Genomic DNA, 15,031 nt, shown 5'->3' with positions numbered 1-15,031 from the left:
GCGCCGGCCGGTCCGGCGGCGCGTGCCAGACTTGGCGCCATGCCGAACCACGAACCCCTTGACGAAACCCCCGCACCCTCTCTCCGGGAGCCCCTCAAGCCCTTCCTGCTGGCCTTCCCGGGGCCGCTGCGCGATCAGCTGGTCGGGGCGGTGCTCGGCGGCGCGAAGGTCTCGACGACCGGGCTGCTCGCGGAGTACGAGGCGGAGCGCGAGGAACTGCCGCCCGTCGGCGAGCGGTCCGCGCTGATCGACTCCGACGGCCGGGAGGCCGCGGTGCTGGAGGTGACGGAGGTACGGGTGCTGCGCCTGGGCGACGTCGGTCTCCAGCACGCGATCGACGAGGGCGAGGGGTACTCCTCGGTGGCCGAGTGGCGTGCGGGGCACGAGAGGTTCTGGCACAGCGACGAGATGCGCGAGGCCCTCGGCGACCCGGAGTTCACCGTCGACGACGACACCATGGTCGTCGCCGAACGGTTCCGCGTCGTCGAGCTGCTGGACGCCGCCGCGGGGGCGAAGGAGCGGTAGCCGCCCAGCCGGGCCCGCGCCCCGGCCGCCTCAGCCGGCCGCCTCAGCCGACCGCCTTCGCGGCCGCCCGCCCGGCCGCCCGCCCGGAGAAGATGCAGCCGCCGAGGAAGGTTCCCTCCAGCGAGCGGTAGCCGTGCACCCCGCCGCCGCCGAAGCCCGCCGCCTCGCCCGCCGCGTAGACCCCGTCCAGCGGGGTGCCGTCCGCGGTCAGCACCCGGGAGGACAGGTCCGTCTCCAGCCCGCCGAGCGACTTGCGGGTCAGGATGTTCAGCCGGACGGCGATCAGCGGACCGGCCTTGGGGTCGAGGATGCGGTGCGGCGCCGCCGTACGGATCAGCTTGTCGCCGAGGTAGGCGCGGGCACCGTGGATCGCGGTGATCTGGAGGTCCTTGGTGAAGGGGTTGGCGATCTCGCGGTCGCGGGCGACGATCACGCGGCGCAGCTCGGCCTCGTCGATCAGCTCCTCGCCGGTCAGCTTGTTCATGCCCCGGACGAGCGCGGAGAGGTCCTTCTCGACGACGAAGTCCGCACCGTTGTCCATGAACGCCTTCACCGGGGCCGGTACGTCGGCACGGGCCCGGCCGATCACGCCCCGGACCGACTTGCCGGTGAGGTCCGGGTTCTGTTCGGAGCCGGAGAGCGCGAACTCCTTGCCGATGATCTTCTGGTCGAGGATGAACCAGGTGTACTCGTGGCCGGACCTCATGATGTGTTCGAGGGTGCCGAGGGTGTCGAAGCCCGGGAAGAGCGGGACCGGGAGCCGCTTGCCGCGGGCGTCCAGCCAGAGCGAGGACGGTCCGGGCAGGATGCGGATGGCGTGCCTGGCCCAGATCGGGTTCCAGTTCTCGATGCCCTCGGTGTAGTGCCACATCCGGTCGCGGTTGATGTGGTGGGCGCCCGCCTCCTCGGCGATGCCGAGCATGAGCCCGTCGACGTGCGCGGGGACGCCGGAGAGCAGCTTCGCGGGCGGGGTGCCGAGCCGGGCGGGCCACTGCTCGCGCACCAGGTCGTGGTTGCCGCCGATGCCGCCGGAGGTGACGATCACCGCCTGGGCCCGCAGCGCGAAGGAGCCGGTCACCTCCCGGCTGCTCGCGGTTCCCCGGGCCGCGGCGCTCGGCTCCAGCACCTCGCCGGTCACGGTGTCGACGGTGCCCGCGGTGCGGCCGAGGCCGGTGACCCGGTGCCGGAACGCGAAGCGTACGAGCCCCTTGGCGACGCCCTCGCGGACCCGGCGCTCGAAGGGGGCGACGACGCCGGGGCCGGTGCCCCAGGTGATGTGGAAACGGGGTACGGAGTTGCCGTGGCCCGTGGCGTCGTAGCCTCCGCGCTCGGCCCAGCCGACCACGGGGAAGAGCCGCAGCCCCTGGGCGTGCAGCCAGGAGCGCTTCTCACCGGCCGCGAAATCGACGTACGCCTCGGCCCACTTCCGCGGCCAGTGGTCCTCCTCGCGGTCGAAGCCCGCCGTGCCGAGCCAGTCCTGGAGCGCCAGTTCGTGGCTGTCCCTGACCCGCATCCGGCGCTGTTCGGGCGAGTCGACCAGGAAGAGGCCGCCGAAGGACCAGTGCGCCTGGCCGCCGATGGACTGCTCGGGTTCCTGGTCGAGCAGGATCACCGAGCGTCCTGCCCCGGCCAGCTCGGCGGTGGCCACCAGACCGGCCAGCCCCGCCCCGATCACGATCACATCAGCGTCGTACGCCATGGGTTCCATCCTTGTCGGGGCGGTCGGGCCGGGGAGGTCCGGCCGGGGCGGCGGCAGCCGCTCCCGGGGCCGGAAGTTACTCGTGCGTCAGATCCTCTGCACCCGCCGCCCCCGCGTCAACGGCCCGTTCGGCCCCATTCCTGCCGCACCCCCGGCGCTCCGGAGCTATCGTCGGTACACATCACCCATTTCCGGCCTTATTCGAGGTAGCGGCATGTCGGTGCTGGTCGTCGCGCTCGCCGTGAGTGCCGCCTGCTGCCTGGGCTTCGGCTTCGTCCTCCAGCAGGCCGCCGCCGCACACGCCCCGAGGAGCGACTACCTCTCGCCCCGGCTGCTGCTCGACCTGATGCGGGTGCCGAGCTGGCTGGCCGGGGTCGGGCTGATGGTCTGCGGGATGGTGCTGGGCGCCCTGGCCCTGGGCAACGGCGAGGTGTCCGTCGTCGAACCGCTCCTGGCGACCAATCTGCTCTTCGCGATGGCCCTGTCCCGCCACCGCACCGGCCAGCGGCTCGGCCGCCAGGGCTGGGCCGGGCTCTGGCTGCTGGCCGGCGGGGTGGCGGCTTTTCTGCTGGCGGGGCGGCCCGAGGGCGGCGAGGCGGTGACCAGCGCACTGCGGCACTGGCTGGTGATCGGGGTGGTGGTGGGCACCGCGCTGCTCCTGACCGCCTTCGCCAGGCGCTCCGGGACGGCCGCCTCCCCCGCCCTGCTCGCGGTGGCGGCCGGACTGCTGTACGGACTCCAGGACGCGCTCACCCGGGTCAGCGGCCAGCTGGTCTCAGGGGACGGCTGGACGGCGCTGGTCACGGCGTGGCAGCCGTACGCGGTGGCGGTCCTGGGCGTGACCGGTCTGCTGCTGGTGCAGAGCGCGTTCGAGACCGGGCCGCTGAGGGTCTCGCTGCCGCCGCTGACCGCCGCCCAGCCACTGGCCGGGATCGCCTGCGGGGTGGGCTTCCTCGGCGACCGGCTGCGCACCGACACCGGCGCACTGACCTGGCAGGCCGCCGGGATCGCCGCGATCGTCGTCGGCATCGTGCTGCTCGGGCTGCATCCGGCGATGCCCGAGGGACCGGTGGGCGGGCGCCGCGAGAAGAGCCTCCAGCCCAACTGAGCGGGTGGGGCCGCCCGCCACTGGTTTTTAATAATGGCCAGTATTACAGTGCGGGTATGGCGCGAACATCCGGTCCGGAGACCAGGGAGAAGCTGATCCGCGCGGCCGAGGAGATCTTCGCCGCACAGGGTCCGGACGGCGCCCAGCTGCGGGACATCGTCCGGCTGGCCGGACAGAGCAACCCCTCCGCCGTCCAGTACCACTTCGGCTCCCGGGCCGGGCTGCTGGACGCGGTGATGGCGGGCCGCCAGGCCCGTACCGAACGGGTGATGGCCCCCCTGCTGGACGCGCTGGACGCGGACTGCGGCGTACGGGAGCTGATCGGCGCGCTGGTGACGGCCGAGGCGAGCCTGCTCGCCGACGACCGGGGCTGCCGCTGTCTGCGGATCTCGGTCCGGCTCACCCATGAGACCGGACTGCGGACCGGCACCCCGCACCCCGTCCTGGTCGACTCCCGCTACGGGCGGCTGATCGCCCTGCTCGGGGACCGTCTGGGCGACCTGCCCGCTCCGGTGCGCCTGGAGCGCCTGGACCTGGCGCTCACCCTGATCGGCGCGGCGTTCGCCGACCGCGCCCGTCAGCGGCTCGACGGGATCGAGCCACTGACCGACGAGGCGTTCTTCCTCGCCGATCTCATCGAAACCACCACCGCGTTCCTGCGCGCCCCGGTGCCGGGCGCCCCCTGAGGCGCCGCCCGTACCCGCCCGGACCTCCGCGTCACGCACCATTCCGCACCGCACAGAGGAAACACCATGACTGACACGAGCAACCTCAGCGACAAGACTGTCATCATCACCGGCGGCGCCCGGGGCCTGGGCGCCGAGGCCGCGCGCCTCGCGGTGGCGGGCGGCGCCAACGTGGTGATCACCGACGTGCTCGACGAGGAGGGTGCCGCCACCGCCGCCGAGCTGGGCGCGAAGGCGCGATTCGTCCACCACGACGTGACCTCCGAGGAGGACTGGCAGCGCGTCGCCGAGTTCACCGTCGCCGAGTTCGGCCGGATCGACGGACTGGTCAACAACGCCGGGGTCTCGACCGGTCAGCCGCTGGAGACCGAGAGCGTCGAGCACTTCCGCAAGGTCATCGACATCAACCTGACGGCCGTCTTCATCGGCATGAAGACGGTGATCCCGGCGATGAAGGAGAACGGCGGCGGTTCGATCGTCAACATCTCCTCGGCGGCCGGCCTGATGGGTCTCGCGCTGACCTCCAGCTACGGCGCCTCGAAGTGGGGTGTGCGCGGGCTGACGAAGGTCGGCGCGGTGGAGCTCGGCACGGCGCGCATCCGGGTGAACTCGGTGCACCCCGGCATGGTCTACACGCCGATGACCGCCTCCGTCGGCATCCAGCAGGGCGAGGGCAACTACCCGAACACCCCCATGGGCCGGGTCGGCGAGGCCCCGGAGATCGCCGCCGCGGTCGCCTTCCTGCTGTCGGACGCCGCCTCGTACGTCACCGGCGCCGAGCTGGCCGTGGACGGCGGCTGGACCACCGGTCCGACCGTCAAGTACGTCATGGGCCAGTGACCGTCCGGCCCCGCGTCATGGGCCGGTGACCGTCGGGCGGTGTCCTGATGTTGGATGAGGAGCATGACTCCTTCTGACGAGATCCTGGACATCGTCGACGAGAACGACGAGGTCGTGGGGCAGGCCCCGCGCGGTGAGGCGACCGCGCGGGGCCTTCGCCATCGCTGCGTCTTCATCGAGGCCCGGGACGCGGCGGGGCGGCTCTTCGTCCACCGCAGGACCCCGGGAAAGCTGGTCTTCCCGTCCCACTACGACATGTTCGTCGGCGGGGTGGTCGGCGCCGGGGAGTCGTACGACGAGGCGGCGCTGCGGGAGGCCGAGGAGGAGCTGGGGGTGTCCGGGCTGCCCGCGCCCGAGCCGCTCTTCAAGTTCCTCTACGAGAGCGCCGGGCACGCGTGGTGGTCGTACGTCTACCAGGTGCGGTGCGAGCTGCCGGTCAGCCCGCAGGCGGAGGAGGTCGCCTGGCACACCTTCCTCACCGACGCCGAGCTGGACGGGCGGATCGACGACTGGCCCTGGGTGCCGGACGGGCTGGCGGCGTACCACCGGCTGCGCGCCTTCCGGGCGGGCGGGACGGCCTGCTGAGCCCGCCCGGCGGGCCGCCCGCGGGCAACGGCGGATAAGGTCCGGACGTGAACGAATTCCTGCGGGGCCTGCGGCTGTGGTTCGCGCCGCAGCGCATCCGCGAGGAGGGCGAGACACCCGACTACCGGTTCTCGCTCGCCAACGAGCGCACCTTCCTCGCCTGGATCCGGACAGCCCTGGCGCTGATCGGCGGCGGCTTCGCGGTCGACCAGTTCCTGCCGGAGCTGGCCTGGAAGGTGCGCGCGGGTCTGGCGCTCGCCCTGCTGGCGTCCGGGGTGCTGTGCGCGCTGCGCGCCGTCAACCACTGGGTGCGGTGCGAGCGGGCGATGCGGCGCGGGGAGGATCTTCCCGTCTCACGGTTCCCGACACTGCTCGGTCTGGCCGTCGCGGTGGTCGCGGTGGTGATGGTGGTGGTGGTCCTCTTCGGCTGGGAGGGCCGGTGAGCACGGCCGAGCGCGATCCGGGGCTCCAGCCCGAGCGGACCCGGCTGGCCTGGCGGCGTACGACGCTGTCCTGCACGGTGGTGCTGGCTCTGGCGGTGAAGCAGGCACTGCACGCCGGGGCGGGCCCGGCCGCGTTGGTGGCGGTCTCACTGAGCGCGCTGGCCTGGCTGGGGGTGCTGCGGGTGGCGCATCTGCGGGTGCTCGGGATGCGGACCGCCCGGCCCCGGCCGCTGGCGGTGCGCGGAGCGCTGACCGTGACGGGGTGCACGGTGGCGCTCGCGGTGTTCGCCACGGCCATGCTGTTCTGAGCGGAGGCCGGGGGCGGACGTGCCCGGCGGGCGTCCCGAGCGGCCCTCAGGAACGGCCCTCAGGAACGGTGTTCACGAGCGGTGATCACGAACACCGCCCTCGCGAACGCCGTCCTCGCGAACGCCGTCCTCGCGAACGCCGTCCTCGCGAACGCCGTCCTCGCGAACGCCCGGTGCGCGGCCCGCGGGGCGGGCCGCCGCACTCCGGGCGGCCGGTCACCAGCGCGGGATCGCCGGGGTCCGCCAGTCCGGTTCCGCCTTGCGCATCGCGGCCGCGTCGTCGCGCTCACGCATCGTGCCGTCGTCGTCGAGCCAGCGCCGGTGCAGCACGGCGAGCCGCTCACGGTCGAGTTCCACGCCGAGCCCGGGGGCGTCGGAGACGGCGAGGCGGCCGTCGGCGAAGACGTGGCGGGTGGTGATGACGTCCTCGGTCTGCCAGGGGTAGTGGCTGTCACAGGCGTAGTCGAGGTTGGCGACGGTGGCGGCGACATGGGTCATCGCGGCGAGGCTGATGCCGAGATGGGTGTTGGAGTGCATGGAGAGACCCACACCGAAGGTGCGGCAGACCGCGGCCAGTTCCCGGGTCCGGTGCAGCCCGCCCCAGTAGTGGTGGTCGGAGAGGACGACCTGCACGGCACCGCTCGCGAAGGCCTGCGGCACCTCGGCGAGGGTGGTCACGCACATGTTGGTGGCGAGCGGTACGCCGGTGCCCGCGGCGACCGCGGCCATCGGCTCCGTGCCGGTCGCCGGGTCTTCCAGGTATTCGAGTACGTCCCCGAGCTGTTCGGCGACGTACAGCGAGGTCTCCACCGACCAGGCGCCGTTGGGGTCCAGGCGCAGCGGCTGTCCGGGGAACTCCTCGGCCAGGGCGCGGATCGCGGCGATCTCACGGTCGGGCTCGAAGACGCCGCCCTTGAGCTTGAAGGACGAGAAGCCGTACTCACGGGCGAAGCGGCGGGCCTGGGCGACGATGCCGGCCGGGTCGAGGGCGGCGCCCCAGTCGTCCCGTTCGCCGCCCTCGGGGTGGGCGGCCCAGCGGTAGAAGAGGTAGGCGCTGTACTCGACGTGGTCGCGGACCTTCCCGCCGAGCAGGGCGTGCACCGGCAGGCCGAGGGACTTGCCCAGCGCGTCCAGGCAGGCCACCTCGAAGCCGGAGACGACGGAGAGGCGGAGCTTGTCGGCCGTCTGGACGCCGCGCAGGCCGCCCGCCTCGACCCGGTCGTCGGCCTCGCGTGAATCGCCGCACACCGCGTCGGCCAGAGCGAAGAGGCCGTTCACATCGCTGACCGGGCGCCCGCGGAGCGCATCGGCGAGCGGCTGGGCGAGTTCGAGGTACTTCCCGTCCCCGTACGTCTCGCCGATGCCGGTGACCCCGCCGCGGGTGACGACCTCCACGATGAGGCGCGGGGTGTAGGGCTGGTGGACGCCCTGGGTGTTGAGCAGGGGCGGGTCGGCAATCAGGATCGGGGTCAGCCGGACGTCGTCGATCAGCAGCGCTGTATTCATACGTGAACTCTATTCAGGGATGCGACTGAACGCCAGACTCCGGAGTGCCCGGGACGGACACACCGCCCCACGGGGCACCGATGACCCGCCGACGACCCGCCGCCCGGCACTGGACGACATACCGACTGGTCGGCATGATGGTCCCCGACTTTCATTCCCCCGGAGGTGCGCACGATGAGCTCAGTCCCCCCGCCAGGTGTCGACCTCGACCGGCTGCGCGGACATCTCGACCGCGAGCGGCCGGGTCTGGTGAGCGGACCGCTGCGGGCCCGGCTGATCGAGGGCGGCCGTTCGAACCTCACGTACGTCGTCACGGACGGCACCGGCCACTGGGTGGTCCGCAGGCCCCCGCTGGGCCATGTACTGGCCACCGCGCACGACATGCGACGCGAGCACCGGGTGATCAGCGCCCTGCACCCGACGGGCGTGCCGGTGCCCGAGCCGGTGCTGCTCTGCGAGGACGAAGCGGTGATCGGTTCGCCGTTCTACGTGATGGAGTACGTGGAGGGCACCCCGTACCGCACCGTCGAGCAGCTCGCCCCGCTGGGCCCCGAGCGCACCCGGGCGGCCGTCCTGGGGCTCGTCGACACGCTCGTCGCCCTGCACGCCGTGGACCCGCAGGCCGTCGGGCTCGGCGACTTCGGGCGCCCCGAGGGATTCCTGGAGCGGCAGCTGCGCCGCTGGGGCAAGCAGCTGGACGCCTCGCGCAACCGCGGACTTCCCGGCATCGACGCGCTGCACGCCGCGCTCGGGCGCGAGCTGCCCGCCTCGCCCGCCCCCACGGTCGTCCACGGTGACTACCGGCTGGACAACGTCCTGATCGGCACCGACGACCGGATCAGGGCCGTCCTGGACTGGGAGATGTCGACGCTCGGCGACCCGCTCACCGACCTCGGCCTGCTGGTGATGTACAGCTCGGACCTGGGTCTGGCCGAGTCACCGGTCTCCACCACCAGCGGCGCGCCCGGCCACCCCTCCCCCGCCGAGCTGATCGAGCGCTATGCCGCCCTCTCCGGCCGGGACACCTCCGCCCTCTCCTGGTACACCGCCTTCGCCTGGTTCAAGCTGGCCGTGATCCTGGAGGGCATCCACTACCGCTACACCCTGGGCCAGACCGTCGGCGCCGGATTCGACCGGATCGGCGGCCTCGTCCCCGTCTTCATCGAGCACGGCCTCACCACCCTCCAGGAAGGCTGATCCCATGGACTTCGCGTTCGACGCCCGCACCGAGGAGCTGCGGGCGCGGCTGCTCGCCTTCATGGACGAGCACGTGTATCCCGCCGAGCGGACCGCGGACGAGCAGCGTGCGCTGCTGGCCTCCCCCTGGGACACACCGCAGGTCGTGGAGGACCTGAAGGCCGAGGCCCGGCGGCAGGGACTGTGGAACCTCTTCCTCCCCGACCCGGCGTACGGGGCCGGGCTGACCAACCTCCAGTACGCCCCGCTCGCCGAGATCACCGGCCGTTCCCCGCAGCTCGCGCCGACGGCGCTGAACTGCGCCGCCCCGGACACCGGGAACATGGAGGTGCTCCATCAGTTCGGCACGGACGAGCAGAAGAAGCGGTGGCTGGAGCCGCTGCTCGCCGGGGAGATCCGCTCGGCCTTCGCGATGACGGAGCCGGAGGTGGCCTCGTCGGACGCGACGAACATCGAGACCCGGATCATGCGCGAGGCAGGGGGAACCTCCCGTCCGAGCGGAGCCGAGGACGGGGACGATTACGTCATCAACGGACGCAAGTGGTACATCTCCGGGGCGATGAACCCGGACTGCGCGGTCTTCATCGTGATGGGCAAGACCGACCCCGGGGGCGCGGACATCCGCCGCCAGCAGTCGATGATCCTGGTCCCGCGCGACACCCCCGGCGTCGAGGTCCGCCGCGCCATGCGGGTCTACGGCTACGAGGACCACTACCACGGCGGCCACGCCGAGGTGGTCTTCACCGATGTGCGGGTGCCCGCCGCGAACCTGATCGGCGAGGAGGGCGGCGGTTTCGCCATCGCCCAGGCGCGGCTGGGTCCGGGCCGCATCCACCACTGCATGCGGCTGATCGGCATGGCGGAGCGGGCCATCGAGCTGATGTGCCGACGCGCCGTGTCCCGCAGCGCCTTCGGCAAGCCGCTCGCCCAGCAGGGCGTCGTGCAGAACTGGATCGCGGACGCCCGGGTCACCGTGGAGCAGCTGCGGCTGCTGGTGCTGAAGACCGCGTGGCTGATGGACACGGTGGGCAACCGGGGCGCGCACACGGAGATCCAGGCCATCAAGATCGCCACCCCGCGCGCCGTGGCCGGCATCCTCGACCAGGCGGTGCAGCTGTACGGGGCGGGCGGCGTCGGCCAGGACTTCCCGCTGGCCGAGCTGTGGGCGGCGGCCCGGACGCTGCGGCTGGCGGACGGCCCGGACGAGGTGCACCAGCGGTCGCTGGCCCGGCGCGAGATCAAGCGGTACCTGTAGGTCCCCGGCCGCGTCCGGGATCAGTTCCCGCCCGCCCTGATCCGGTCCAGCACCTCGGCGTAGCGGGCACGGCGGTCGGGGCGGGCGTGGGCGGCCGCGTTGCGCAGGGCGGGGACCGCCGCCGCGCCCAGCCCGGCCAGCCCCTCGGCCGCCGCCTCGCGCACCCCGGGGTGCGGGTGGCCGAGCAGGCCGGTCACGGCGGGGACCGCGGGCGTCCAGGCCGCCCGGCACAGGGTGCGGACCGCCATGCGCACCACGTCCGGGCTGGGGTCGTCCAGCAGGATCCGGGTGTGACCGAGATGGGCCGGCCGGTCGAGCATCGCCCGTGAGGTGCGGTGGGCGCGCAGCCGGACCCGGGTGCGCGGGTGGGTGAGCAGGCCGCCCAGCAGGTCGAGGAGGCGCGGGTCGTCGTCCGGCGCGGGACCGGGGTGCGCCTCGGTGAGCGCGGTGAGCGCGCGGCAGACCTGTTCCGGTGTGCCGGTGGCGGCCAGCTCCAGCAGCTCGTGCCGGGGCGGGCGGGCGCCGCCCGAGGCGGGCGGGGGTTCCTGGCGCTCGCGGAGCGAGGCCAGGGCCGCCGCGTCCCGCCGCGCGGCGTCCGGACCGCGCAGCGGGCCCCCGACGAGCAGCAGCCGGTCGGCCAGGTCGGCGTGGCCTTCCTCCCGCAGCCGCTCCCGGGCGCGCTCCAGCGCCGGGGTCCGCAGCAACGGGCGGCCGGTGAGCAGGTCCAGGAAGCCCCGGGCCCCGGTGGCGAGCGGGTCGGCGAGGTGCGCGGCCAGGGCGTCGGGCGGGCAGGCGTGCAGGGCCCCGCGGATCGCGCGGGCCGTGGCGGGCGGCGCGTCCCGCCACCACTCCAGCAGCAGCGGAACCAGTCGTTCCAGCGCCCAGGGGCCGAGCCGGGCGGCCGTGAGCGCCACCCGTTCGCGCAGGATGTCCTCGCCGCGCAGTTCGGCCGTGTCCAGCAGGGGCAGCGTACGGGCCAGGCCGCCGTCGACGGGCAGGTCGACCCGGCCGCGCAGATACGCGCGCAGCACCGGCAGCCGGGCTTCCGGTTCGGGCCAGCGGGCCAGGGTCCTGGCGGCGGTGCGGCGGCGGTCCCCGTCGGCTGCCTCCAGCAGGGTCAGCAGCCGCTCCCGCAGGGCCGCCGAGCGAGGCTGGCCGAGGTCGTCGCCGCGTACCCGGCGCGGTGACGGCGGCTGTGCACGGGCGGTCTCGGCGAGAGTCCAGGGGGGTGTGTCGAGGGGCTGGAGCCGCGTCATCCAGTCGACGAGCACGGCCTGGACCTCCGGGTCGGCGCCCTCGTGGGTCTCGACGAGCGCTGCCAGCCGGTCCCGTGAAGGGACCGTCGCGTCGTCCCGGTCCCTGAACCGGGCGAGGGCGTCCGGGGTGCGCACCGCTTCCTCCAGCGCGGCCCGCCAGGTCCGGGTTCCGGCGGAGCCGGGCGCACCGCCCCCCGCTACGGCGAAGGCGGCCCGGAGCACGGTGGTGGCGGCCCGCCAGGGGTCGGCGCCGGTCCGGGCGGCGGCGAGGTCACGGTCGAGGTCGGCGCGGACCGGGACCGCCCCGAGCCCGCGCAGCAGCGGCACCGTGGAGCGGGCGGGGGTGGCCGGGGCGGGGTGCAGGGCCCGTACGGCGGCGGTGGCGGTGATCCGGGCGGGGGGCGCCAGCATCGGCGCCACCGCTTCGAGCACGGCGATCAGATCGTGCCGGTCCCGGTCGCGGGCGTCGGCCAGCGCGTCGAGCAGGACCGGGGCGGACCGGGCGTACGCCCCGAGTTCCGCCTCGCCCCGGGGCCGGGGGCAGACGCGCAGCGCGTACCGCACCACCGTGTTCCGCAGGACCGCGTTCCGGCGCACCGGCGCGGACGCGGCGAGCCGGAGCCAGTCGGCGAGCATCGGCCGCAGTGCTTCGGCCCGGCCGGGGGCGGGCGGCTCGTCCCGCCGGGCCAGGCGCAGCGCGACGGCGGGATCCCATCCGGCGGCGAGCAGGACGTCGATGTCGCGGTCCGCCGCTGCGGGCGCGGGCGGCGGCGGACCGTCGCCCGGTGCGGCGATGCCGTACCGGGCCAGGGGTACGGCGAGGTCGTCCAGGGTGCCGGTGGCCGGGCGGACGCGGCCGGACGCGAGCAGGGCGAGCAGCGAAGCCGCCACCGGTGACTCCTGTTCGGCCAGGGCCAGGACCGCGCGGGTGGCGAGGGCGCCGCACAGGCCGAGGAGGAACCGCTCGCGGGTGGCGTCGTCCCGGCTGTGCTCGGCGGCGGCCAGCAGCGTGGCGGCGTGGGCGTCGCCGAGTGCGGTGCGCAGGGCCGCGACGAGCGTGTCACGCAGAGCGGGGTGGTCCTCGCGGCCGATCCGGTCGAGGAGCCCGGGAACCGCCGCCGGGCCACCCGTGCGGACCAGGGTCGCGGCCGCCGTCTTGCGGATGTTCATGTTCGGGTGGTCCAGCCGGGCGGCGATCGCGGCACCGGCCCAATGGGCCCGGACGTGCCCCAGGGCCAGCAGGGCCTGGCGTGCGGTCTGGATGTCCCGGGCACGGGTCAGCGCGATCAGGGTCGCCGAGAGCGCCTGGGCGTCCTCGCCCGTGGCTTCGCGGGCGAGCAGAGCGATGGCGTGCTTGCGGACGTGCCGGTCCCGGTGGCGCAGCAATCGGTGGACCCGGGCCCGGGTGCCCGTCCAGGGGGCCCTGAGCAGCAGCTCCAGCAGGATGACCCGCTCGTGGTCGGTGAGCCCCGGGCGGTCCAGCAGGTCCAGGGCGAGGCTCGCGACGAGGGCGTGTCCGGCCTCGTCGGCGTCCGCGGCGCCGAGCAGGCAGACCGGTCTGATCGCGCCGCGTTCGTGCAGCCTGCGGCCGAGACCGTGCACAGCGTCCAGGACTTCCTGGGGCACCACGGGCTCCCCGGCCGGCTGTCCGTGTTCGCCGGTCCGGTCGGGTGCGCCCGGCTCTCGCGCGGCGGCCAGGCCCGACACGACGCGCAGCAGCAGGTCGGCGAGGGCCGGGAGGGTGTGCCCGTCACCGTGGACCGCCAGTCGGCACAGCGCGGCGACCGGCCGGTCCGGGTCGAGGTGGGAGCGGAGCAGGGCCAGTTCCCGCGCGTCCGGGCGGCCCAGGTCGGCCGCGACGCGGGGCGGCAGGTCGTCGGGGTCGAGCCGGGCGATCAGGGCGCGGCGGCGCTCCGGGTCGCGGTTCAGCTGCCAGAGCAGTTCGAGGGCGCGGTGGCGTACGGGGCGCAGGCGGCGCGCCACCCCGCCGCCGACGAGGTCCGGCTCTTCGCCCGGGGCCGTCGCTTCGCCCGGGGCCGTCCCGTCGTTGAGCCCGTGTCCGTCGTTCAGGGCCGGTCCGTCGTTCAGCCCCTGTCCGTCGTTCGGGCCCGGTCCGCCACTCGGCCCCGGTCCGCCGCTCAGGCCCAAACCTTCACCCGAGCCCGCCCCATCGCTCACGCCCGGCCCGTCCCCCAGGCCCAGTCCCTCGCTCAGCGCCAGGACGGTCCGGTCGCCGCCGATCGCCTCCAGCGTCTCCAGGGCCGCGTCCGGTGCCGAGGGCAGCAGGGCGAGTACGGACTCCTCGGCGTCCGTGTGGCGCAGCACGCGGATCGCGTCGAGGAACGGACCGGGTACGGGCGCGGTGGGCAGCAGCCGGGTGACGGCGGCCCCGGCCGGGAGGTCACCGCCTCCCTGGGCGGCGAGGGCGGTCAGCAGGGCCAGCCTGCGCGGCCAGCCCGGATCCGCGGCGGGGGCGTCGGTGAGGACCCGGAGCGCGTCCTGGCGGGCGGTGAACAGGACGGTCGCCACATCGCGGGGCGCGATCGAGTGGTCGGCGAGGGCCAGGCCGACGACCACGGGGACGTCCGGGGCGTCCGGGAAGTGCCCGCGCCGGTGGAGGCCGCGCAGGCAGGTCACGGCCGGGGCACCGAGCAGCAGCGGGTCACGTGCGGCGAGGGAGATCAGCTCGCCGATGTCCGCGCGCTCCGCGAGATCGCCGAGGAGTTCCAGCGCACGCCGCCGCAGCGCGGGCGGCAGGCCCGGGTCCGCTACGGCCCGGCGCAGCAGCTCCCGGTGGCCGTGGCGGGCGGCGGCCGTGAGGGCGGCATCGGCCACGGACTCGGGCACCGCGGCCGGGGCGGGACGGAGGAACGGTGCGAGGAGGCCGGGCGGCAGCGGGTCGAGTGCCGCCCACGGCTGGGCCAGCTCGCCCAGCGCGGCGGCGGCCCCGTCGTCGTCGGCGCCCAGCAGCCCGGCCAGAACCGCCCGGACCGGGGCGGGGGCCAGCAGTCCGGCGTGCAGCCCCTGCCGGGCCAGACGGACCGACTCGGCCCGGAGCACCGGGTCACCGCTGCCCGCCAGCTCCGCCACCAGCCGGACCGGGCGGCGGGCCGCGGTGATGTCCGCGCTCCGCACCGCCTGGTACAGCGGCTCGCCCGGGGGTTCCTCGCGCAGCAGCGCCGCCGGGTCGTGCAGCAGGTCGGCGCGCAGCCAGGCGGTCCGTACCGACGCGGGCAGGGGTTCAGCGGCGCGCCACGGCGGCCGGGGACGGTCCTTCAGGGCGCGGCCGAACCGTTCGTCGTGCCCGGCCCCTTCGTGGAGCCCGGCCAGCAGGAGGTCCGCCTCCGGTGGGCCGGTGAGCGTCGTGGGCAGCAGTGCGGCGAGTTCGGCCGCCTCCGCTTCGCCGGACGGCGCAAGGGCGGTGAGGCGCTCGGTGAGCAGGGCGAGACCCAGGTGGCGTGAGGCAGGGTCGTCGTGGCGGATCAGCCGTCCCAGTTCCCGGGGCGTGAGGTCCCGTGGGGCCGTGGCGGTGTGGACCTGTTCGTCGGCCGGGGTCAGCATCGTCGGATGCTAACCGCGTGAGCACCGGCCCGGCCAACGGATTCGAACCCGCTGGCCGGTGC

General features: G+C 74.5%; 12 protein-coding genes. 9 read left to right on the top strand and 3 right to left on the bottom strand.

Features of this window, described 5'->3' with window-relative positions; translation table 11 throughout:
* Positions 1-39: 39 nt before the first annotated feature.
* Entirely contained in the window at positions 40-525 is a 486-nt protein-coding gene (locus ACFVWY_RS06630; RefSeq protein ID WP_389867967.1) for an ASCH domain-containing protein, read from the top strand.
* 43 nt (positions 526-568) lie between these two features.
* Here ACFVWY_RS06630 and ACFVWY_RS06625 read toward each other — a convergent pair whose 3' ends face one another.
* Positions 569-2,224, bottom strand: a complete 1,656-nt coding sequence (locus ACFVWY_RS06625; protein ID WP_389867965.1) for an FAD-binding dehydrogenase — start codon at positions 2,222-2,224, stop codon at positions 569-571.
* A 214-nt stretch (positions 2,225-2,438) separates the two neighbouring features.
* Between ACFVWY_RS06625 and ACFVWY_RS06620 the strand changes: the two genes are divergently transcribed.
* From ACFVWY_RS06620 to ACFVWY_RS06595, 6 genes are all read left to right on the top strand, one after another.
* Positions 2,439-3,332 (top strand): DMT family transporter, encoded by an 894-nt coding sequence (locus ACFVWY_RS06620; RefSeq protein ID WP_389867963.1) that lies wholly within the window; start codon positions 2,439-2,441, stop codon positions 3,330-3,332.
* Positions 3,333-3,388: 56 nt separating this feature from the next.
* Complete coding sequence (locus ACFVWY_RS06615; RefSeq protein ID WP_389867961.1) at positions 3,389-4,018, top strand: TetR/AcrR family transcriptional regulator; 630 nt, start codon at positions 3,389-3,391, stop codon at positions 4,016-4,018.
* Between the two features lie 66 nt (positions 4,019-4,084).
* Positions 4,085-4,858 carry a glucose 1-dehydrogenase gene (locus ACFVWY_RS06610; protein WP_389867959.1) on the top strand — a complete coding sequence of 258 codons (774 nt, stop codon included), beginning with the start codon at positions 4,085-4,087 and terminating at the stop codon, positions 4,856-4,858.
* Positions 4,859-4,921: 63 nt separating this feature from the next.
* A complete protein-coding gene (locus tag ACFVWY_RS06605) occupies positions 4,922-5,443 on the top strand; it encodes an NUDIX hydrolase (RefSeq protein ID WP_389867957.1) in 522 nt (173 codons plus the stop codon).
* Positions 5,444-5,490: 47 nt separating this feature from the next.
* Positions 5,491-5,886 carry a YidH family protein gene (locus ACFVWY_RS06600; protein WP_389867956.1) on the top strand — a complete coding sequence of 132 codons (396 nt, stop codon included), beginning with the start codon at positions 5,491-5,493 and terminating at the stop codon, positions 5,884-5,886.
* A complete protein-coding gene (locus tag ACFVWY_RS06595) occupies positions 5,883-6,194 on the top strand; it encodes a DUF202 domain-containing protein (protein WP_389867954.1) in 312 nt (103 codons plus the stop codon). Before ACFVWY_RS06600 ends, ACFVWY_RS06595 begins: the two co-directional genes overlap by 4 nt.
* 216 nt (positions 6,195-6,410) lie before the next feature.
* Here the strand turns inward: ACFVWY_RS06595 and ACFVWY_RS06590 are convergent, their stop codons facing one another.
* Complete coding sequence (locus ACFVWY_RS06590) at positions 6,411-7,700, bottom strand: glucarate dehydratase family protein (protein ID WP_389867952.1); 1,290 nt, start codon at positions 7,698-7,700, stop codon at positions 6,411-6,413.
* A gap of 174 nt (positions 7,701-7,874) precedes the next feature.
* Here ACFVWY_RS06590 and ACFVWY_RS06585 point away from each other — a divergent pair, with 174 nt between their 5' ends.
* Both ACFVWY_RS06585 and ACFVWY_RS06580 read left to right on the top strand, forming a co-directional pair.
* Entirely contained in the window at positions 7,875-8,897 is a 1,023-nt protein-coding gene (locus ACFVWY_RS06585) for a phosphotransferase family protein (RefSeq protein WP_389867950.1), read from the top strand.
* Between the two features lie 4 nt (positions 8,898-8,901).
* Positions 8,902-10,152, top strand: coding sequence for an acyl-CoA dehydrogenase family protein (locus ACFVWY_RS06580; protein ID WP_389867948.1), 1,251 nt, complete (start codon positions 8,902-8,904; stop codon positions 10,150-10,152).
* 20 nt (positions 10,153-10,172) lie between these two features.
* On the opposite strand, the gene ACFVWY_RS06575 is transcribed toward ACFVWY_RS06580, so the two are convergent.
* Positions 10,173-14,969: a HEAT repeat domain-containing protein gene (locus ACFVWY_RS06575; RefSeq protein WP_389867946.1), complete on the bottom strand. Its 4,797-nt coding sequence runs from the start codon at positions 14,967-14,969 to the stop codon at positions 10,173-10,175.
* Positions 14,970-15,031 lie beyond the last annotated feature (62 nt).

This window comes from Streptomyces sp. NPDC058195 (assembly GCF_042883525.1).
Taxonomy (GTDB): domain Bacteria; phylum Actinomycetota; class Actinomycetes; order Streptomycetales; family Streptomycetaceae; genus Streptomyces.
Note: the sequence above shows the minus strand (reverse complement) of the source record. Positions and strands in the feature narration are given on the sequence as shown.

Coding starts and splice junctions, on each gene's coding strand:
- ACFVWY_RS06605 (WP_389867957.1), top strand. CDS start 4,922: ATGACTCCTTCTGACGAGATCCTGGACATCGTCGACGAGAACGACGAG.
- ACFVWY_RS06610 (WP_389867959.1), top strand. CDS start 4,085: ATGACTGACACGAGCAACCTCAGCGACAAGACTGTCATCATCACCGGC.
- ACFVWY_RS06625 (WP_389867965.1), bottom strand. CDS start 2,224: ATGGCGTACGACGCTGATGTGATCGTGATCGGGGCGGGGCTGGCCGGT.
- ACFVWY_RS06615 (WP_389867961.1), top strand. CDS start 3,389: ATGGCGCGAACATCCGGTCCGGAGACCAGGGAGAAGCTGATCCGCGCG.
- ACFVWY_RS06580 (WP_389867948.1), top strand. CDS start 8,902: ATGGACTTCGCGTTCGACGCCCGCACCGAGGAGCTGCGGGCGCGGCTG.
- ACFVWY_RS06630 (WP_389867967.1), top strand. CDS start 40: ATGCCGAACCACGAACCCCTTGACGAAACCCCCGCACCCTCTCTCCGG.
- ACFVWY_RS06575 (WP_389867946.1), bottom strand. CDS start 14,969: ATGCTGACCCCGGCCGACGAACAGGTCCACACCGCCACGGCCCCACGG.
- ACFVWY_RS06585 (WP_389867950.1), top strand. CDS start 7,875: ATGAGCTCAGTCCCCCCGCCAGGTGTCGACCTCGACCGGCTGCGCGGA.
- ACFVWY_RS06590 (WP_389867952.1), bottom strand. CDS start 7,700: ATGAATACAGCGCTGCTGATCGACGACGTCCGGCTGACCCCGATCCTG.
- ACFVWY_RS06620 (WP_389867963.1), top strand. CDS start 2,439: ATGTCGGTGCTGGTCGTCGCGCTCGCCGTGAGTGCCGCCTGCTGCCTG.